Below are 21,678 nucleotides of genomic sequence, written 5' to 3'. Positions count from 1 at the left end.
AACATTATATTTGTGAGGATAGCTGAAAAAAAAGAGCTATTAATTTTGGAAGCGAGATCGACAAATTCATTTTTTATCCGTTACACATTATAAAATTATGATTAAAGTGATGCACCTTGTTACACGTTAAAATCTTATTTTATGAATAAAGTTACTTTAGCTGTGATTGCCCAAAAGGCAAATTTATCAATTGCGTCCGTGTCAAGAGTATTAAACACGCCCAATTTAACTTCTGCATTAACACAATCACGTGTTTATAAAGCAATTGAGGAGTTGGGGATTGATACACCCTTTAATACTAAACCCTATCATGTAGAGTGTGAAACGCAAAAAATTTTAATTATTGATAATCAATTATTCTCGCAAAGCTTAATCAATATTGGTTTAGAAAGTGGTTTAAAAGAAGCGGGATACCAATTTTTTTATTTACGCTTCGCCTATTCCAGCCCAAATGATATTCATCATTTAATTCGATATGCAACCCAAAACATTTTTGATGGTATCGTGATCATTAATGATGCTCCCTATTTAGATATCCTCAAAAACTACAAATCCACCTTACCACCTATTATTTTAGTTAACCATTTTTCGCTTGATTTTAATTGCGTTTATTTCGATCACTTGACCATAGCCTATAATATTACTCAATATTTAGTGCATCAAATACATAAAAAAATCGCAGTTATCATCAATGACAGTCATAAAAAGAGTTCAACTCTTTTTTTACAAGGTTATCAGCAAGCCCTTCTGAGGTCTAACATTAAGTTTGATCCTAATTACCTAATTCATCATTGCTTTAGTTATGAGCAAGGGCGATCGGCTATCAAAAAATTAATAGAAAGTAACAAACCACCCACTGCGATTATTTGCTCGGATAATATTCATTTAAATTATTTGGATGAACAATATTATGATCGAAAAAATTCTCACCCCCCTTTTGCTGCGGTACTGGGAATATTGCATCAAGTGAATCAAAGCAAGGATCAGCTAACGACCCCTATCGCTATTACTTATATTAATCATTCAAAAGATCGTCAATATAATGAATTAGACCAGCTTAGCCGAATTTATAAACCTTTAGCTAAAATGGGAAGAAAATCAGCCCGTTTACTTTGTGACATACTCAAACAAAAAACTGCATCAACATTGCAATACCACCTTGTTGAAACAGAATCCCTATTTATTAACTAGTCTATAATTAAACATCGTCGCTATTATTAATAGTGGCAGAACGTTTATTTCTGTTGGATTCTGTTTTATGACTATGATGATATCAATCGTTTTGGTGAGAGTTTATTTTTTATCTGAATGCCCGCCCCGATAAATGTTTGATCTTGATAAATCCTGACTAACGTTTCTTGAGGTGAAGTTATCTCATCGTTAATGACCGTATCTATTTCTATCGTTCGACCTAATAAAATATGCTTACCTTGTTGTTCAGTGAGTGTGACCTTTGGGTACGCATTCATTGGGCTATCTACTGGCATTAATAAAGCATCTTTATCAGCTAAATTGTGTAGTGCATCTAAAGTTACCATTTGTTGAATAGGATAATTAGAAACTTGCAGACGTCTTAAATAAATGACATGTGCACCACAACCCAGTAATTCTCCTAAATCATCAATAATCGTTCGAATATACGTTCCCTTAGAGCAATGTATTTCTAAAGTTAATTCATGAGTATTGGCATCAAATTGGATAAATTGATTTTCGTAAACAGTAATGGGTCTTGCTTCTCGTTCAATGACAATGCCTTGCCGAGCATATTCATAAAGTGGTTTACCTTGGTGCTTTAATGCCGAAAACATGGTTGGCACTTGTAAAATATCCCCACGAAAATGCGTTAACGCTTCATCAATTTGTGATTGAGTAATATTGACAGGTTTAGAACAGATGATTTGACCGTCTGCATCTGACGTATCTGTTCGTTCACCTAGTTTAGCAATAACTTGATATCGTTTATCAGAATCTAACAAATATTGAGAAAATTTGGTCGCTTCACCAAAACAGATGGGTAACATGCCTGTCGCTAAAGGATCGAGCGCACCTGTATGCCCTGCTTTTTTAGCGTTAAAGAGTCTTTTGACTTTTTGCAAAGCATCATTCGAGGTCATGCCTTGCGGCTTGTCTAATAACAAAACGCCGTGAAGTTCACGGCGAATTTTTTTAATATTCATTGTTAATTTCTTTATCTTAAAAAATAAAACCAACTAGATTTAGTTCAAAATCATGGCCTTTTTTATGTTAATCTTTATGACGTTCGTTATCCTGTTTGATAACATCAGAGACTAAACTAGACATTTGCATACCTTTAACCAATGATTCATCATAAAAGAATTTGATTTCAGGAATAATGCGTAAACGCATTGCTTTGCCTATTAAAGTTCGAATATATCCTTTCGCATCATTGAGTACGGTTAGACCTTGTTCAATAACTTGCGGATCATCATCATTTAAAAAAGTTACAAATACTTTCGCGTAGGAAAGGTCGCGTGAGATATCAACACCCGAAACAGTAACCATGCCTAGACGTGGATCTTTGATTTCGCGTTGTAGTATGATTGCAATCTCTTTTTGCAATTCATGTCCAACACGAGAAGAGCGATTAAATGCTTTTGCCATATCTATTTTCCTTAAAATATGAATAAGCAAGGCATAAACCTTGCTTATAACATGGTAATGTCATCGTTATTAAATTGTACGCTTGATTTCGATAGTTTCAAAGACTTCGATTGAATCCCCAACACGAACATCATTATAGTTACGTACACCAATACCACATTCCATTCCGTTACGAACTTCATTAACGTCATCTTTAAAGCGACGAAGTGATTCAAGTTCGCCTTCATAAATAACCACGTTATCACGTAAAACACGGATTGGATTATGACGTTTAACCACACCTTCAGTAACCATACAACCAGCGATTGCACCAAATTTAGGTGATTTAAACACATCACGGACTTCGGCAAGACCAATAATTTCTTGTTTGTACTCAGGAGCTAGCATACCACTCATGGCTTGTTTCACTTCATCAATCAGATCATAAATAACTGAATAGTAGCGAAGGTCTAAATTTTCTGTTTCAATCACTTTACGAGCTGAAGCATCGGCACGTACGTTAAAGCCTAAAATTATGGCATTCGATGCTGCTGCAAGCGATGCGTCCGTTTCGGTAATTCCACCAACACCCGAACCAATAATTTTAACTTTAACTTCATCGGTTGAGAGTTTAAGTAGTGAGTCAGAAATCGCTTCAACCGAACCTTGAACGTCGGCTTTTAGCACGATATTAAGTTCAGATACATCACCTTCAGTCATGTTAGTAAACATGTTTTCGAGTTTCGCTTTTTGTTGTCGAGCAAGTTTAACGTCACGGAATTTTCCTTGACGATATAATGCCACTTCACGTGCTTTCTTTTCATCACGTACAACTGTTGCTTCATCACCAGCAGAAGGTACGCCCGATAGACCTAAAATCTCAACAGGAATTGATGGACCTGCTTCGGTCACTTCTTTACCTAATTCGTTGCGCATTGCACGAATACGACCATATTCAAACCCACATAGAACGATATCGCCTTTACGTAATGTTCCTGATTGAACAAGTACTGTAGCAACAGAACCACGACCTTTATCAAGGAATGATTCAATAACCACACCACTAGCCATACCGGTTTCGTAAGCTGTGAGTTCAAGTACTTCCGCTTGTAACAAAATGGCTTCAAGCAGTTGATCTATACCTGTTCCTGCTTTAGCTGATACATGAACAAATTGTGTGTCTCCACCCCAATCTTCTGACATGACACCATATTGTGCAAGTTCACCTTTTACACGTTCTGGATCGGCTTCGGGTTTATCGATTTTGTTTACGGCAACAACCATAGGTACATTTGCAGCTTTAGCATGTTGGATTGCTTCGATAGTTTGAGGCATGACGCCATCATCAGCTGCCACGACAAGAACAACAATATCAGTTGCTCTTGCACCACGAGCACGCATTGAAGTAAATGCCGCATGTCCCGGTGTATCTAAGAAAGTGATCTCACCATTTGCTGTTTTAACATGATAAGCACCGATATGCTGAGTAATACCACCTGCTTCGCCTGAGGCAACTTTTGCTTTACGAATATAGTCAAGCAATGAAGTTTTACCATGATCTACATGTCCCATAATGGTCACAACTGGAGCCCGTGACACTTTTTCCGCACCCGTATCACGATCACTCATTAAAGATTCTTCAAGTTCGTTTTCACGACGAAGAACGACTTTGTGTCCCATTTCTTCAGCAACTAGCTGAGCTGTTTCCTGATCGATAACCTGATTAATGGTTGCCATTGCCCCCATTTTCATCATCGTTTTGATAACTTCTGAACCTTTTACTGCCATTTTGTTAGCGAGTTCAGCAACGGTAATCGTTTCACCGATAACTACATCTCGGTTAACCGCTTGTACAGGTTTATTAAAACTTTGTTGTAAGGTACTTTTACCTTTCTTTTTATTATTACCACGAGTAACAGCACGGGCTTCTTCACGTTCTGCTTTACCTTCAGATAATTTGCTGCCTTTTTTCTGTTTGGTCTGTTTTGCATTACGACCTCGACCACGTGCGCTTTCAACTTCACGGTCGGTATCGTCTTCTGCTGCGCGTGCAAATTTAGACGTAGTAACATGATAATCTTCTTCATCACCATTGTTGTCATTGTCATTATCATCAGCATCACTATATTGTTCTGCTAATTTTCGCGCTTCTTCAGCCATGCGTTTAGCTTCGGCTTCTAGTTTGCGACGATTTTCTTCTTCAGCTTTACGTTTAATTTCGTTAGCTTCGGCTTCAAGACGCGCTTTTTCTTCTTGTGCTTTTTTTACCTTAGGTGTCACTGATTGTTCTGCTGCTTTTTCAGCTTCTTTCGCTTTTGCTTCTTGTGCACGTTTTTCAGCTTCGGCCTCTTCACGTTTTTTGGCTTCTTGAGCAGCTAATTGTGCTTGCGCTTCAGCTTCTTTACGTGCTTTTAATTCAGCTTCCTGTTTGGCTTTGCGTTCAGCTTCAAGTCGTGCTTTTTCAAGTTCAGCAGGATCTTGCTTAACAATTGTACGTTTTTTGCGTACTTCTATTTTAATTTCTTTGCTTTTGCCACCGCCACTCGATACATTCAAGGTAGAATGTGTTTTACGTTGTAACGTTAATTTTGTTGGGCCTTGCTGAGGATTTAGATGCGCAAGCAAAGCTTCTTTTTCCTTTTGTGTAACAGTATCTGTTGCAGTTTTTTTAATACCTGCATCAGCAAACTGTTGCAAAAGTGTTTGCACTGGAGTATTTATCTCTTGAGCCAGTGTTTCGATTGATACTTTGGTCATGTATTACTATCCCTCAATTATTCATTTGCAAACCAACAAATATTACGAGCAGCCATAATAAAGTCGCCAGCTTGATTACTTGTTAAACCTTCAATCCCGACTAGATCATCTGTACCTTGTTCAGCTAAGTCTTCCAAGGTGATTACATCATGTTGGGCTAATTGATAGGCTAATTCTTGTGTCATACCTGGCAAATCTAATAAATCTTGCGCAGGTCGTTTATCACCACTATTAGCTAATGCTATTGTAGTTAATGCATCTTTGGCTCTATTTCTTAATGCTTCAACGAGTTCTTCATCAAGTTCTTCAATTTCAAGCAATTCATCAACAGGAACGTAAGCAAGTTCTTCCAGTGAAGTAAATCCTTCTTCTACTAAAAGTTTTGCTAACTCTTCATCAATGTCCAGATGTTTAATCAGATTATTAATTGCTGCAAATGATTCTGCATGATGCTTTTCTTGCAAATCTTCGGTACTCATGACATTTAATGTCCAGCCGGTCAGCTGCGAAGCTAAACGAATATTTTGACCGTTACGACCAATTGCCTGTGGTAAAGTGTCGGCATTGACAGCAACATCCATTGTATGTTTATCTTCATCAACAACAATAGAAACTACATCGGCAGGCGCCATAGCATTAATTACAAATTGTGCCGGATTGTCATCCCATAAAACGATATCAATACGCTCACCACCAAATTCATTGGATACAGCCTGAACACGCGCACCACGCATCCCAACACAAGCACCAACAGGATCGATACGACGATCATTACTGCTTACTGCGATTTTAGCGCGTGAGCCTGGATCACGAGCAACACCTTTAATATCAATCATTTCTTCACCAATTTCTGGTACTTCAATGCGGAATAACTCTTCCATCATTTGTGGATTTGAACGACTGATACAAAGTTGTGCCGGTTTATTATCTTGTTCAACTAAATATAAGATCCCGCGAACCCTATCGCCTATACGAAAGTTTTCACGTGGTAACATATCATGGCGGGACATCATCGCATCAGCATTATTTCCTAAGTCAAGGATAACGCTATCACGATTAGTCTTTTTAACAATACCTGTTACGATATCTCCAATTCGATTTCTAAACATGTCGATAACCATCGCACGTTCAGCTTCACGAACTTTTTGCACAATCACTTGTTTGGCTGTTTGCGTAGTAATACGGTCGAAGGCAACCGATTCTATCTGCTCTTGAACGTAATCACCAATTTTTACTGAAGGATCTTCGTATTGCGCAGCTTCTAAAGTCATTTCTTTCGTCGGTTGAGTAACTTCGTTCACAACAAGCCAACGACGGAATGTGTCATAATCACCCGTTTTGTGATCAATCTTAACGACAACATCAATATCAACTGTATGTTTCTTTTTGGTTGCCGTCGCTAATGCGGTTTCTAACGCCTCAAAAATTTTATCTCGCGTAAGTGCTTTTTCATTTGATACCGCTTCAACAACAGCTAAAATTTCTTTATTCATCCTTTACACCCGTACTCTATTTAAGGTTAAAATTAGGTACAATGTTTGCTTTTTGTATATTACTAAAAGCAAATACCTCATCATTATTATCAACTGTTAATGTAATCATCTCATTATCAATGGATTTAATATGTCCTTTCCATTTACGACGATTAGCAACAGGGATACGTAAACTCATCGTAATTTCTTCACCAATAAAACGTTTATAATGCTCAAGCGTGAATAATGGTCTGTCCATACCTGGCGATGAGACTTCAAGATTGTAGGCATCTTTGATAGGATCTTCGACATCAAGTACCGCACTAATTTGTCGGCTAACATCAGCACAATCATCAACAGAAATACCCTCTTCACTATCAATATAAACTCGTAACACTGGGTAACGGCCACGGATATATTCAATACCGACTAATTCAAAACCAAGCGCATTAACAGGCTCTTGAATGATATCGGTCAATTGTTGCTCTATATTAGCCAAACAAACCTCCACTGCAGAAAATAAAAAAGGGCATGAAGCCCAACATTCCTTAAAAACTTACGCTTAAATCGAAACGTAAAAAAACCTCGACATGCGAGGCTTACATTTAAAACTAACTATAATGAAGCCACTTGTTTCGAACTTTCATGCAATAATAACAGGATAAATGGTTATGGATGAAAAGTTAAGTGGTTGCGGGGGCTGGATTTGAACCAACGACCTTCGGGTTATGAGCCCGACGAGCTACCAAGCTGCTCCACCCCGCGATAGATGGTTGATGAGTATACTATATTTTGAAAAAAATGCAACTGAAAATCACGCTTTTTTAACAGTTTTACTTGAAGTTATTGAAATATTTCAGATAGTCATTTTGTCTTATTTTTTTAATTACTCACATTAAATTACATTATAATATTTTCTAATGAAATCATAAGGATTTCCGCTGATTTTTCAGCGGAAAAACGTGTTTTTGTGATTAATATTAAATAACGATTTTTGGAGGCTATTTTATAGTTGCATTTTTCATTTTATTGACAAAAATGGCTAATTCATGCAACATTTTTTGAGGGGTATCCAAATGTTGCTCAATAATTTTGACTGTCGCAGAACCAGCAATTGCTCCCGCTGCTCCCGATTTAATTGCTTCACTCACTTGGTTAGGATCAGATATACCAAATCCTTGAATAGCAGGAGGTGCATTAAATTCAATGAGTTTTTTCAATAAATGGGTAAGGGGTTTATTGGCACGATTTTCAGTTCCTGTAACACCAGCGCGAGACACCAAATAAGTATACCCTTTACCATATTTAGCAATATTTTTAATCACTTCATCATCGGCATTAGGTGGACAAATAAATATAGGGGCAATACCATTTTTTTCAGCTGAGCCTATAAACTCTTGCGCATACTCAACAGGTAAATCTGCAATCAATACTGAATCTATCCCTGCTTTAGCGCACTTGGCATAGAAGTTATCAATACCATTTTTGAACACTAAGTTAGCATAGATGAGTAATCCAATAGGAATATGAGTATTATCATGTCGAATTTTGGTTAAAATTTCAAAGCATTTATCAACGGTGATACCGCCTTGAAATGCTCGTATATTGGCGTTTTGAATGGTGGGACCATCCGCCATAGGATCTGAAAATGGAATACCAAGTTCCAACGCATCAGCACCCGCATCAATTAATGTTTGAATTATTTGTAATGAGAGCTCTGGATTGGGATCACCAACGGGAACAAAAGGAACAAATGCACCTCGTTTTTCTTGCTTTAACTTATCAAACAGTTTTTGATAACGGCTCATTCGACTTCTCCTTTTGCTTTTAAAATATCATAAACAGTAAAGATATCTTTATCCCCACGACCTGATAAATTGACGATTAATAACTGTTCTTCGTTTGGATTTTCTTTGATCATCTTAATAGCGTACGCTAAGGCATGCGATGACTCTAATGCGGGGATTATGCCTTCACTACGTGATAGAGCTTTAAAGGCCGCTAATGCTTCGTCATCAGTAATCGATACATAATCAGCCCGTCCAATACTGTCTAAATATGCATGTTGAGGTCCTACCGACGGAAAATCCAAACCCGCAGATATCGAATAAGATTCTTCAATTTGTCCTTCATCGGTTTGCATCATTGGCGATTTCATCCCAAAATAAATGCCTAGTTTACCATGTTTTAATGATGCGCCATGCTCGCCACTTTCAATACCATGACCACCCGGTTCAACACCAATTAATCTGACCGATTTATCTTCAATAAAATTGGCAAACATTCCAATAGCGTTTGACCCCCCTCCAACACAAGCAATGACAGCATCAGGCAAGCGACCTTCTTTTTCTAAAATTTGCTGTTTTGCCTCACGGCTGATCATTTGTTGAAACTCTCGGACAATGGTCGGAAACGGATGCGGTCCGGCAGCTGTGCCTAACATATAATGTGCTTTTTCATAACTACCTGACCAGTCTCGTAATGCTTCGTTACAAGCATCTTTCAATGTTGCAGAACCCGTTTCAACAGGAATGACTGTTGCGCCCATTAAACGCATTCTAAAGACATTGGGTGCTTGGCGCTTAACATCTTTTGCCCCCATATAAATGCGGCATTTTAGACCTAATAGTGCGCATGCTAAAGCCGATGCAACGCCATGTTGCCCTGCACCAGTTTCGGCGATTATTTCCGTTTTTCCCATTCTTTTGGCTAGTAAAGCTTGCCCTAATACTTGATTGGTTTTGTGTGCCCCACCATGCACAAGATCTTCTCGTTTTAAATAGAGTTTGGTTTTCGTACCCGCCGTTAAATTTTTACATAATGTGAGTGCTGTAGGTCGACCTGCATAGTTAACTAACAAATCGTTAAACTCTTTTTGGAAGCTGGGATCGTTGATCGCAGAGATAAAAGCATCCTCAAGTTGTTCAAGTACAGGCATCAATATTTGAGGGACATATTGCCCGCCAAATTCTCCAAAATAAGGATTTAATTTAGACATAACCATTCCTTTTTAAAATTAATTAAATTTGTTCAAATACGGCTTTAATTTTCTGTTTATCTTTAATACCAGCAGACATTTCCACACCAGAATTAATATCAACGCCAATAACCTTAGTGGCTAATGCAGATTTGACATTTTGTGGATTTATACCACCCGCTAAAATCACATTATTTAAATCCAGTCCATTTAGTAATGACCAATCAAAATGTTGTCCTGTTCCCCCAGCTCCATGATCAAAGATATAGCGACTGATTAGCGGATGGTGATGTTCTGGGATGACATCGCTAATACTTAGCGCCTTCCAGATTTGACAGGATTGAGGCAGCTGTTGACGTAAGGTTTGTAGATACTCTTCGTTTTCATCGCCATGCAATTGAACGGCATAAAGTGATATTTGTTTTGCAATTTGACTTACTTTTTCGATGTCTTCATTTTTAAAAACACCGACCCAATTAAGTGGAGCCACTGACATAAGCGAACGCGCTTTAATGGGTGAAATATAGCGTGGTGATTGGGGGACAAAAATTAATCCACCATAAACAGCGCCAGCTTGATAAGCCGCAATAGCATCTTCTGTTCGCGTCAAACCACATACTTTATTTTCACCTAGCATAACTTTTCGAATCGCTATCGCTAAGTTAGATTCTGACATTAATGCACTTCCAATTAAAAAACCATTAGCAAATTGACTGAGTTCTTTCACCTGATTATGGGTGTATATACCTGATTCACTGATAATGATGCGATCCGTCGGAATTGTTTTAGACAAATTCTTGACCCGATTTAAATCGACACTTAAATCACGTAAATTACGATTATTTATACCGATGACTTTAGCACCAAGTTCAATGGCTCGTTCGACTTCTTTTTCAGTACTCGCTTCAGTTAGTACACCCATATTAAGTTGATGAGCAATCTGACTTAAATGACGATATTCATCATCGGTAACAACAGATAGCATTAATAAAATAGCATCTGCTTGATAATAACGCGCTAAATAGATTTGGTATTCGTCAATAATAAAATCTTTACATAGAACGGGTTGTGTCACTTCGTTGCGAACAATTGGCAAAAATTCAAAACGACCTTGAAAGTATTTTTCATCAGTCAGTACAGAAATAGCCGAAGCATAATCTTTATAGACTTTAGCAATACTCGCTGGATCAAAATCGTTACGAATTAAGCCTTTTGAAGGCGACGCTTTTTTACACTCTAAAATAAACACCGTTTTAGGCTGATTTAAGGCTTGATAAAAATCACGATCACTTGGTTTAATTTCTGATTGAAATGTGTCTAGTGGTTTTTGTTTTTTTTGTTCGATTAGCCATTGCTTTTTATCATCAATGATCTGTTTTAAAACAGTCGCCATTTCAACATTTTCGGTTAATGTATTTACAACCATGTTACTCTCCATTTTACCTTGCTGCTAATTGTTGTAACAGCGTATAGGCTTTGCCACTATGCATCATATCAATTGCTTGCTGCGCATTTTGTTTTAAATCTGACTGACCAAACAGGCTCATTAACATGGCGACATTAGCAGCAATGGCTGCTTCATGCGCCGGTTTACCATGCCCTTGTAAAATGGCAATTAACATATCACGATTCATTTCTGGTGTACCGCCTTCAATGTCTTTTAAGGTATACTGTTTTAGCCCAAAATCTTGTGGTGTCAAAGTAAAATAGCGAATTTCGCCATTTCGAACTTCAGCCACTTGGGTTTCACCATGAATAGCAACTTCATCCATTCCAGAGCCATGAACGACATAAGCATGAGTATAACCGAGCATTTTTAGCGTTTCAGCAATTGGTTTAATTAAATCGGGATGATAAACTCCTAATAAAATACGTTTAGGTCTGGACGGGTTTATCAACGGCCCAAGCACATTGAAAATTGTCCTTGTTTTTAATTGCTGACGTACGGGCGCAGCATGACGAAAGCCTGAATGATATTGTTGAGCAAATAAAAAACAGACCCCCAATTCATCTAATGCTTTACGAGATGCTTCCGCAGGCATATTTAACTTTATCCCTAAAGCGGATAATACATCGGACGATCCCGATTTGCTTGATACACCACGATTACCATGCTTAGCCACTTTATAGCCTAATGCTGCTGCAACAAAAGCGCTTGCTGTGGAGATATTAATACTATTGGTGCCATCGCCACCGGTTCCCACAATATCGGTAAAGTCATAATCGGGAATATCAAAACTATCCGCATTTTCCAGCAAGGCTTGAGCAGCTCCAGCAATTTCATCAGGTTTTTCACCCCTTACTTTCATGCTAATCACCGCAGTTGCTAAAACGGTTGGTTCAATTTTGCCTTGAATAATAAGATTAAATAGAATTTTACTCTCATTTTGGGTTAATGTTTGTCCTAAATACAATTTATTAATAATAGGTTGAATGTTGTATTCTTGTTTATTAATAATGGCCTCAGGTTTCGATTGTGACTCTGGTTGTGGTGGATTGAGTGCCCACTCAATCGTTTGTTCTAACAACTTTACACCTTGAATCGTTAAAATTGATTCGGGGTGAAATTGAAAGCCATAAACCCGATCATGATCATTGCGCACCGCCATTACAATATTATTACAAAGTGCATTAATGGTGAGTGTATTTGGAATATTTTCGCCTTTTAATGAATGGTATCGAGCAACAGGTAGTGGGTTGGGTAACCCTTTAAACATAGCTTGTTCATCGTGTTCAATAAGTGATGCTTTACCATGTAAGATATCACCTGCTGGTACAATACTTCCTCCATAGGACTCGACAATTGCTTGATGACCAAGACAGATACCAATTATTGGCAATTTTCCTTTCAGACGCTTAAGTAGTTCTGGCATGCATCCTGCTTCGCTTGGCGTACCGGGACCTGGTGATAGCATTAAAATAGGATTTTGCATTTGAGATAATTTTTCAATAATGACGTCGGCTGGAATCGTATTACGATAAACAGTGACACAATGTTTGCTATTACGCAGTTGATCGACTAAGTTATAAGTAAAGGAATCAACATTATCAATAAATAAAATATTAGCCATTAAAATACACCTTCTACATGATGTGCTGCCATAATCGCACGAACAACGGCACGAGCTTTATTACGTGACTCATCAGACTCAAATTGTGGTTCTGAATCTAACACTACCCCCCCACCTGCTTGAACGGTTGCAATTCCTGCTTCCACGTAGGCACTACGAATGACTATGCAAGTATCCAAATCGCCATTGGCGGTAAAATATCCAACCGCTCCACCGTAACTACCTCGTTTAATTTTTTCCGATTCAGCAATTAATTGCATGGCTCGAACTTTCGGCGCTCCCGTTAACGTTCCCATATTCATTGTTGCTTGATAAGCATGTAAGGCATCCAAATCATGTCTTAATTGTCCCACCACTCTTGATACCAAATGCATAACAAAAGAGTAACGATCAACCTTTAATAATTCTTTAGTATAGCGAGTACCGGGGTGACATATACGTGCTAAATCATTACGGGCTAAGTCAACTAACATTAAATGTTCTGCTAACTCTTTCTTATCGGTACGCATCTCAAGCTCTAATCGACTGTCTAAATCATAATCAATTTCACCATTCGCCGTTAATCCTCGAGGGCGAGTACCAGCAATCGGGTAGATTTCAACTTGATTTGTTGCTTTAGTATATTTAAGCGCGCTTTCAGGTGATGCCCCAAACAAGACAAAATTACGATCTTGCATATAAAACATATATGGACTTGGATTATTATTTTTTAGCACTTGATAAGCCGATAATGGGGCTGGACAAGGTAACGTAAAACGTCTGGAAGGCACTGCCTGAAAAATTTCGCCTTGTTGGATAGCATCTTGCATTTTTTTAACAACCGTGTTGAAATCGTCATCACTTTTATTACACGTAACATCAATGCTTGCCAGTGATTGGGTTTGAATTGGTTTCATCGGCTTGCTTAATGTCGCATCTAATTCAGCTAAACGATGAGTTAAGCGAGATATTTCAATCTGATCTGACGTAAAAGCGGTAGCCTTCAAAATTGATACATGATCTTGATGATTAATTTCTAATAGGGTTTCCGCTAAATAGAAACAAAAATCTTGGCAACGTTGTTCTGTTGGTAAAATAGGTAAGTTTTCAAATCCTGCCACCAAATCATAACAAAATAACCCACCAACAAATATGACATCCGAGCTACTATGTTCAGGGATATTTACTATTTTAAGTAAAGTTCTTAACGCATCGAAAATCGATAGCGACTTTAAACGAGAATCCTCATCTTGCATGCTATTAATCGTTGGAAAACTCAAGGTTAATTTTTGGGAATGATCGAATGTTTTAATGACCTTTTCGTCAAAAGCATGGTGCAATAAAGGTAACAACTTTTCACCATTAGTGGTCAAGGCTTCAAAAGTCACTTGCGTGTTTATTGCCGAGATACGTAATGCACTATCAACAATCATGACACTTTTAATACCTTGCTTATTATCAATTTCAGCCGATTCGAGCAATAACGTTGCAGGACGATTTTCACATAATTGGTTAAATACTAACGTCGGATCTTGATGATAACAAATAGTTTTAGTTAGCTGGGTTAAAGTTGGCTTATTCATTGTCGACTCACTATTATCAAATTTTTATTTAATTTTTTTATCATTAATTCAAAACTAAAAAACCCGCTTTAAGCGGGTTTATGAAAAAAACAGATAATCACATCACCCGAAATAGCTAATGTGCCACCGACCAAAGCCTATGAATGAATAAATAACTAGGTATAAGTACTGTAATGTCATCATCATTATCTGTTTAATATATTTTGTACTATTAAACTAGTTCATTAGTGTGTTGTCAACAATTAAATTTAAGTAAAGTATCGATAATCGTTTTAATATAAATAAGTTAATAATAACTAGTCAAATTAGAAATTTATCATTAAAATAGCCCCGAATTCTAATTACTAAGGAAATGTTGTCTATGCCTACTTTTTACATCGTTATTGGCGTTATCGTTATACTTGCTTTAATTACTGTATTAAAAGCCATTACTATTGTTCCGCAAGGTTTTCAATATACTATAGAGCGCTTTGGTAAATATACCCATACTCTTGAACCCGGATTAAATATCATTATTCCATTTATGGATGGTGTGGGACGAAAAATTAATATGATGGAACAAGTGCTTGATATTCCATCACAAGAAGTAATTTCAAAAGATAATGCGAATGTGCAAATTGATGCGGTTTGTTTTATCCAAGTACAAGATGCAGCAAGAGCCGCTTATCAAGTTAATCAATTAGAGCGTGCTGTGATTAACTTAATGATGACCAATATACGTACTGTACTGGGTAGTATGGAACTTGATGAAATGTTATCACAACGTGATCATATTAACTCAAAATTATTGGGTATTGTCGATGATGCAACTAGCCCTTGGGGTATTAAAATTACCCGTATTGAAATTCGTGACGTTCGTCCACCTGCTGAATTAATTGCAGCTATGAATGCTCAAATGAAAGCAGAACGTAATAAGCGTGCTGAAATTCTTGAAGCAGAAGGTATTCGCCAAGCAGCAATTTTACGTTCAGAAGGTGAAAAACAATCTGAAATTTTGAAAGCTGAGGGTGAAAAACAAGCCGCATTCTTACAAGCTGAAGCGCGTGAACGTGCTGCTGAAGCCGAAGCAAAAGCAACTCAAATGGTTTCTGAAGCTATTGCCGCCGGTAATATCAATGCAATTAATTATTTTGTTGCGCAAAAATATACCGAAGCACTTCAAGAAATTGGTTCTGCTAAAAATAGCAAAGTGATAATGATGCCGTTGGATGCTTCAAATCTAATGGGTAGTATTGGCGGTATTGCTGAATTAATCAAAGAATCAAAAACTAATTCAAAATAATTTGTTTAATATTAATGCCTCTAATTTAGCGAATTTACACTATGCTAAAATAGAGGCATTGCTTTAATCTTTATAAAATGAAAGGTAAAAAATAATGGCTGATTTTTTTACAGTTATTTATAACTCTCCTCATTGGATTTTCATTGCCTTAGGCGTTATTTCTCTGATTGCCGAATTATTAGGTATAGGTGGATATGCACTTTGGTGTGGAATTTCTGCCATTTGTGTGGGAATAATAGCTTGGGTAATTCCATTATCTTGGCCAACTTTATGGTTCTTATTTTCAATTTTTACGATCGTTTCTGTTTATCTCTGGTATGTTTGGCTTAAAAGCAAAGGAAAACATCGTTCAAGTAAAAACCAAATTAATCAACCTCAACATGACTTAATTGGTATTAAAACAGTCGTCACTGATGCAATTGTCAATGGTTCTGGTCGAGTTAAAATTAAAGATGGCACATGGTCAGCTAGATGTAATCAAGATTTACCAGTAGGTCAATCCGTTATTGTTACTTCTGTCGATGGAATAATTTTAAGTGTTGAACCTATCATTTAAAATGTTTTCATATCATATTTGAAAAACAAATATCAGAAAAATAACATTGAGAAGATGATTGAAATTTGTAAAGAAAATAAGATTTATATATGGAAAGATGATACCCAAAATGCACCAAAATTTATGCATTCTTTATTGTGTAACAAAGCAGTATCATTGATTCGATACTATTAATCTTAACATTCATTTATCCTATTAGCCAATAATCATTATTGGCTAATTTTTTTAGTTAATAAACCGCAAATATTTGTCATAACAGTGACGATAAATTGTTCACCTTCCTTTGACTTATCGATGCGATATGCTATCACACTGGTAATGACATATAGAGAGTTATGCCGACAACGCTAAATTTTTTAATTTAATGAGTTTTATTTAGAATAGTGTAAGCATTTTTTATAGTCAAAATAGAAAAGCCCAACAATGTCTCATTGTTGGGCTTTAACTAAAATAATTGGAGTTTACTATCGAGAGGCAATATCACTATGACATCTCGCTCCAGACCACTTAATGTGACATAGAAGTTTTAACACCACCTTCTGGTATAGGAACATAAGCGGTTTCTTTATCTGTTCTTTGTTTATTGTTGCGAACTTTAAGCGCGGTTTTAATACCAAAGAAGATAATCGTGTATACCACAAGTAAGAATAAAATACTTAATCCTGCATTAGTATAATTATTGATAATAATATGATGCATATTATCAATTTGTTGAGCAGTTAACTCTTTACTACCTTCAGCAATTTGACGTTTATATTCATTAGCTAAATAGAAGAAGCCTTCTAATTGCGGATTATCACTGAATAATTTTAGACCTAATGCCCATGTTGTACAGATTAACAACCAAATTGCCGGAATGATTGTGACCCAAATGTATTGCGCACGTTTCATTTTAATCAATACGACTGTTGCTAAAATCAGCGCGACAGCAGCTAACATTTGATTAGATATACCGAATAGTGGCCATAAACTCTTCACACCACCTAATGGGTCAACAACGCCTTGATAGAGGAGATATCCCCATAATCCTACACACCCCAGCGTACCAATAAAGCCGGCGATAAGTGAGTCTGTTTTTTTCAAGAACGGTACAAAATTACCTAATAAATCTTGTAACATAAATCGACCTGAACGTGTTCCTGCATCAAGCGCCGTTAAAATAAATAGGGCTTCAAACAAAATACCGAAATGATACCAAAAGCCCATATTCGCTCCTGGTAATATTTGGTTGAATACATAAGCAATCCCTACCGCTAGCGTTGGTGCACCACCTGCACGATTCAAGACGGACGGTTCACCTATGTCTTTGGCGGTTTGTAGGATTTGTTCAGGAGAGATCACAAAGCCCCATGAACTCACTGTCGCAGCTGCATGAACGGTGACATCTTTTAATTGCGCCATTATCATTGGTGCATCATCAGTCCCCAATTTATGCAAATCAGGCATTGTAATCCCTAATCCTGCTGGTGGAGTATTCATCGCAAAATAGAGACCAGGCTCAATAATTGAAGCTGCTACTAACGCCATTATGGCGACAAATGACTCCATTAACATTGCACCATATCCGATAAAGCGTGCGTCTTTTTCGTTAGCTAATAATTTAGGCGTGGTACCAGAAGAAATAAGCGCATGGAATCCAGAAACCGCACCACAAGCTATCGTAATAAATAAGAATGGAAATAATGATCCCTTCCAAACAGGACCAGTCCCATCAACATATTGTGTTACATCTGGCATTTTTAAATCAGGATTTAATATGACTATTCCTATTGCTAAACCAACAATGACGCCAATTTTCAGAAACGTCGCTAAATAATCACGTGGTGCCAATATTAACCATACAGGTAACATCGCAGAGATAAAGGCATAACCGACTAGCACATAAGTGATCGTTGTGTCTTTAAATGTTAACGCTGGTCCCCAGTAAGGATCGTGAGCAATAACGCCCCCAAACCAAATGGATAATATAAGTAAAACAATACCAATGACTGAGATTTCAAGAACTCGACCGGGTCTTAAAAATCGCATATAGATACCCATAAACAGCGCAATGGGTACGGTTGAACACACCGTGAAAACACCCCAAGGACTTTCTGCTAATGCTTTCACAACAATTAACGCTAAAACCGCTAAAATGATAAGCATAATCAAAAAGCAACCAAATAAGGCAATAGCACCAGGAATTGGCCCCATCTCGCTTTTAATCATTTCACCCAGTGAAGAACCATTACGGCGAGATGAAAGGAAAAGCACCATAAAATCTTGTACGGCGCCAGCAAAAACAACACCAGCAAGTAGCCAAAGTGTACCAGGCAAATAACCAACTTGTGCAGCAAGAACGGGACCAACTAGTGGACCTGCACCAGCTATAGCAGCAAAATGGTGACCAAATAAAACATATTTATTGGTTGGAACATAATTTAGTCCGTCGTTATTAATGACAGCAGGCGTTGCTCGAGTAGGATCTAATCGCATAACCTTATTAGCGATATAAAGGCTATAATATCGATAAGCAACTAAATATACAGATACAGCAGCAGCAACAATCCATAATGCACTGATGTGTTCACCTCGCCGTAATGCAACAACTGCTAGACAGCATGCACCAACAAAAGCAAGAATGACCCAAGGAATATGCTTTAATATTTTATTATTCATAATGATTCTCTTTTTGGGTTTTAAGATTATAAAAACGATACTTAACACCATTAAAATGCTATTTGGCTTGGTGTTTGGATAAATAAAAAACAATTTTTTATTATCTTCCACTATTCCTTACCTATTTTATGGTTTTGAGTATACCTTTGTGACTTATATATCAAGCTTATAGTAAATTTTTGTTGATAAGAATGGTATCGCTATTTAAGCCATAGGTTGAATGGCAACAATGAGTGGTTAAAATCAGTCAATGAGCGGTTTAATAAAATTTACATAAATCGATAATTGAAATCATAATCCTAACATTTCTTTGAGTGATTTTAGATATCGACGACTAACAGGGACTGAAATATCGTTATTTAAAATAATACTTACGCCCGTTGATTCATTAAAGCGAATCTCTTTGAGTTTTTTTAAATTAACTAAGTATTGTCTGTGACATCGAATAAGAGGGGTTTTATCTTCTAATGTCTTTAAAGTTAACTCAGTAAAATATTCATCATTATTTTGATTAAATACATAGATACCACTTATTTTTGAAGCGATATAAAATACATCATCTAAATTTAATAAATAGATACGGTTATGACCAACACAAGGGATATAATCTAAATTTTGATTAACTATATCTAAATGCTTTAGATTATTAGGTAATTGATGTTGATGTAAACGGCATAGTGTTTTATTGAGACGGTCTTGTTCTACCGGTTTAAGTAAATAATCAAAGGCTTGTTCTTCAAAAGCTTTAACGGCAAATTCACTGTATGCAGTTAAAAAGACAATGCTAGGCATCGTCTGGGGATCAAGCATCGATAACATTTCAAACCCATTTATTTTGGGCATATGTATATCTAAAAATACTACGTCAGGTTGTAGGCGGTGTATTTTACTGATTGCTTCCATTGCATTATGACACTCAGCAATAATAGCAACATCGGGATCTTTTTCGAGCAAACAACGTAAATTTTCACGTGCAGGGAGTTCATCATCCACAATAATAACATTTAACATTAACTAATTACATCCTCTTGCAATGGTAGTGATAATATCACTTTCGTATATTCGTCAGGTTGACAGAAAATCGCTAAACCATATCTTTCACCATAACGAATATGAATTCTTTTATCGACTAAATTTAGTCCTAATCCTTTCATATCTTTTTTATTTTCTCGATAATTACCCGCATTATCGATGACTTCTAAATACAATGTTAAATCTTTTGTATAAGCATTTATACTCACTTTTCCTTCACCAATCAATTGGGAAGTACCATGTTTTATGGCATTTTCAACGATTGGTTGCAATGAAAATGCAGGAAGACGAGCATTTTCTAAATCTGCTGGGATATGAATATCAAGCGTGAGTTGATCCATAAAACGCATTTTTTCAATTTGTAAATAAGCATTAACATGCTCTATTTCATCTTTGAGCGTAACTATTTCGTCCGTTCTTTTTAGATTTTTTCGAAAAAAAGTTGATAGATTTTGCACCAGCTCAGATGCTTGCACTTTATCACGCCGAATAACCGCGACTAGCGTATTTAAGGCATTAAATAAGAAATGTGGATTAACTTGAGCGTGTAATAACTTAATTTCGGTTTTAGACAATAATTGTTTGTAATGCTCATTTTGACCCGCTAATATTTGTGCCGATAATAAACTGGCTATCCCTTCCCCTAATGTTCGATTGATTGAACTAAATAAAGTATTTTTTGCCTCATATAATTTGATCGTACCAACAACAGTATTATTTTCACCTCGCAGTGGAATTACCAGCGTTGATCCAAGACGGCAATTTTTATTAATTGAACATTGATACGGTAAATGTGCGCCATCCAGATATTGTACTTCATTTTTTTCAATAGCTTCTAAAGTACTATTTGACGTGATCAGTGTACCCGGTAAATGGTGATCATCTCCAATTCCAATAAAAGCCAAGATTTTTTCTCTGTCTGTAATGGAAACCGCACCAATATCCAACTCTTGATAAATAATTTCTGCCACTTTTGTACTATTTTCTTGATTGAAACCATCACGTAACAGCCCCTCAGTGCTCACTGCAATTTGTAATGCTTTTGCCGAAAAAGCCGAGGTATAGCGTTCGAAAATAGCTCGTCGATCCAATAAAATTCGCATAAACATCGCTGAACCAATACTATTGGCGATAATCATGGGCGCTGCAATACTTTTTACCGCATGTAAAACAGTATCAAAAGGACGTGAAATTAATAATACTAAAATCATTTCAAGCGATTCGACCAATAAACCCAGCACACCGACTAATAAAGGATTATAGATAAGATCAACCCGACCTTTTTTCATTAACGCGTAATGCAATAATCCACTGATTAGCCCAATTAATATAGTCGATAACATACAACTTTCAGCCGTTATTCCCCCCAATGTATAGCGGTGAATCCCCCCTGTCACACCGACTAAAAAACCAACCATAGGACCACCAAGAAGACCACCTAAGATCGCCCCGATAGCACGGGTATTTGCAATAGTATCTTCAATGTGAAGTCCAAAATAGCTCCCCATAATACAAAACAGTGAGAAGATAAAATAGCAAACTAATTTATGCGGTAAATGCACTGTGACTTGCATGAGCGGAATAACAATTGGGGTTTTACTTAGTAAATAGGCAATAACTAAATAAACACACATCTGTTGTAAAAGTTGTAGAATTAGATCGAATTCAAGCATAATTTAAATCTATTAAGCCTATCCCACTAACGAAGGT

The 21,678-nt window shown here is 36.9% G+C and carries 16 protein-coding genes and 1 tRNA gene; 3 read left to right on the top strand and 14 right to left on the bottom strand.

Going from position 1 to position 21,678, the window contains the following annotated elements:
• Positions 1-141 precede the first annotated feature (141 nt).
• Entirely contained in the window at positions 142-1,191 is a 1,050-nt protein-coding gene (locus ACGH6R_RS06045) for a LacI family DNA-binding transcriptional regulator (protein WP_267379276.1), read from the top strand.
• A 71-nt stretch (positions 1,192-1,262) separates the two neighbouring features.
• On the opposite strand, the gene truB is transcribed toward ACGH6R_RS06045, so the two are convergent.
• The 11 genes from truB to ACGH6R_RS05990 all read right to left on the bottom strand — a co-directional run bounded on the left by truB (position 1,263) and on the right by ACGH6R_RS05990 (position 14,440).
• Positions 1,263-2,177 carry a tRNA pseudouridine(55) synthase TruB gene (gene truB / locus ACGH6R_RS06040; RefSeq protein ID WP_267379273.1) on the bottom strand — a complete coding sequence of 305 codons (915 nt, stop codon included), beginning with the start codon at positions 2,175-2,177 and terminating at the stop codon, positions 1,263-1,265.
• 67 nt (positions 2,178-2,244) lie between these two features.
• Positions 2,245-2,622, bottom strand: a complete 378-nt coding sequence (gene rbfA, locus ACGH6R_RS06035; protein ID WP_065559531.1) for a 30S ribosome-binding factor RbfA — start codon at positions 2,620-2,622, stop codon at positions 2,245-2,247.
• A gap of 69 nt (positions 2,623-2,691) precedes the next feature.
• Positions 2,692-5,358: a translation initiation factor IF-2 gene (gene infB, locus ACGH6R_RS06030; protein ID WP_267350519.1), complete on the bottom strand. Its 2,667-nt coding sequence runs from the start codon at positions 5,356-5,358 to the stop codon at positions 2,692-2,694.
• Between the two features lie 17 nt (positions 5,359-5,375).
• Complete coding sequence (gene nusA, locus ACGH6R_RS06025; protein ID WP_065559533.1) at positions 5,376-6,851, bottom strand: transcription termination factor NusA; 1,476 nt, start codon at positions 6,849-6,851, stop codon at positions 5,376-5,378.
• Between the two features lie 16 nt (positions 6,852-6,867).
• Positions 6,868-7,329 carry a ribosome maturation factor RimP gene (rimP, locus tag ACGH6R_RS06020; protein ID WP_065559534.1) on the bottom strand — a complete coding sequence of 154 codons (462 nt, stop codon included), beginning with the start codon at positions 7,327-7,329 and terminating at the stop codon, positions 6,868-6,870.
• Positions 7,330-7,518: 189 nt separating this feature from the next.
• A tRNA-Met gene (locus ACGH6R_RS06015) sits at positions 7,519-7,595 on the bottom strand.
• A gap of 236 nt (positions 7,596-7,831) precedes the next feature.
• A complete protein-coding gene (trpA, locus tag ACGH6R_RS06010) occupies positions 7,832-8,638 on the bottom strand; it encodes a tryptophan synthase subunit alpha (protein WP_411599158.1) in 807 nt (268 codons plus the stop codon).
• Positions 8,635-9,828, bottom strand: coding sequence for a tryptophan synthase subunit beta (gene trpB, locus ACGH6R_RS06005; protein ID WP_411599157.1), 1,194 nt, complete (start codon positions 9,826-9,828; stop codon positions 8,635-8,637). Before trpB ends, trpA begins: the two co-directional genes overlap by 4 nt.
• 22 nt (positions 9,829-9,850) lie before the next feature.
• The gene (gene trpCF / locus ACGH6R_RS06000) at positions 9,851-11,233 is read right to left on the bottom strand and encodes a bifunctional indole-3-glycerol-phosphate synthase TrpC/phosphoribosylanthranilate isomerase TrpF (protein ID WP_411599156.1); all 1,383 of its coding nucleotides are present in this window, start codon (positions 11,231-11,233) and stop codon (positions 9,851-9,853) included.
• Positions 11,234-11,246: 13 nt separating this feature from the next.
• On the bottom strand, positions 11,247-12,878 hold the full coding sequence (trpD, locus tag ACGH6R_RS05995) for a bifunctional anthranilate synthase glutamate amidotransferase component TrpG/anthranilate phosphoribosyltransferase TrpD (RefSeq protein ID WP_411599155.1): 1,632 nt from the start codon (positions 12,876-12,878) through the stop codon (positions 11,247-11,249).
• Positions 12,878-14,440, bottom strand: coding sequence for an anthranilate synthase component 1 (locus tag ACGH6R_RS05990; protein ID WP_411589994.1), 1,563 nt, complete (start codon positions 14,438-14,440; stop codon positions 12,878-12,880). Before ACGH6R_RS05990 ends, trpD begins: the two co-directional genes overlap by 1 nt.
• Before the next feature lie 361 nt (positions 14,441-14,801).
• On the opposite strand from ACGH6R_RS05990, the gene ACGH6R_RS05985 reads away from it, so the two are divergent.
• Both ACGH6R_RS05985 and ACGH6R_RS05980 read left to right on the top strand, forming a co-directional pair.
• Positions 14,802-15,722, top strand: coding sequence for an SPFH domain-containing protein (locus ACGH6R_RS05985; protein WP_411589995.1), 921 nt, complete (start codon positions 14,802-14,804; stop codon positions 15,720-15,722).
• A gap of 94 nt (positions 15,723-15,816) precedes the next feature.
• Positions 15,817-16,278 (top strand): NfeD family protein, encoded by a 462-nt coding sequence (locus ACGH6R_RS05980; protein WP_411589996.1) that lies wholly within the window; start codon positions 15,817-15,819, stop codon positions 16,276-16,278.
• A gap of 507 nt (positions 16,279-16,785) precedes the next feature.
• On the opposite strand, the gene ACGH6R_RS05975 is transcribed toward ACGH6R_RS05980, so the two are convergent.
• The 3 genes from ACGH6R_RS05975 to ACGH6R_RS05965 all read right to left on the bottom strand — a co-directional run bounded on the left by ACGH6R_RS05975 (position 16,786) and on the right by ACGH6R_RS05965 (position 21,641).
• Complete coding sequence (locus ACGH6R_RS05975) at positions 16,786-18,936, bottom strand: carbon starvation CstA family protein (protein WP_411589998.1); 2,151 nt, start codon at positions 18,934-18,936, stop codon at positions 16,786-16,788.
• Positions 18,937-19,227: 291 nt separating this feature from the next.
• The gene (btsR, locus tag ACGH6R_RS05970) at positions 19,228-19,947 is read right to left on the bottom strand and encodes a two-component system response regulator BtsR (protein WP_267350528.1); all 720 of its coding nucleotides are present in this window, start codon (positions 19,945-19,947) and stop codon (positions 19,228-19,230) included.
• Entirely contained in the window at positions 19,947-21,641 is a 1,695-nt protein-coding gene (locus ACGH6R_RS05965; RefSeq protein WP_267361046.1) for a sensor histidine kinase, read from the bottom strand. Before ACGH6R_RS05965 ends, btsR begins: the two co-directional genes overlap by 1 nt.
• Positions 21,642-21,678: the final 37 nt, after the last annotated feature.

The organism is Gilliamella sp. CG13, from assembly GCF_046635805.1.
Taxonomy (GTDB): Bacteria; Pseudomonadota; Gammaproteobacteria; order Enterobacterales; family Orbaceae; genus Gilliamella; species Gilliamella apicola_I.
This window is presented reverse-complemented; position numbering and strand designations above follow the sequence as displayed.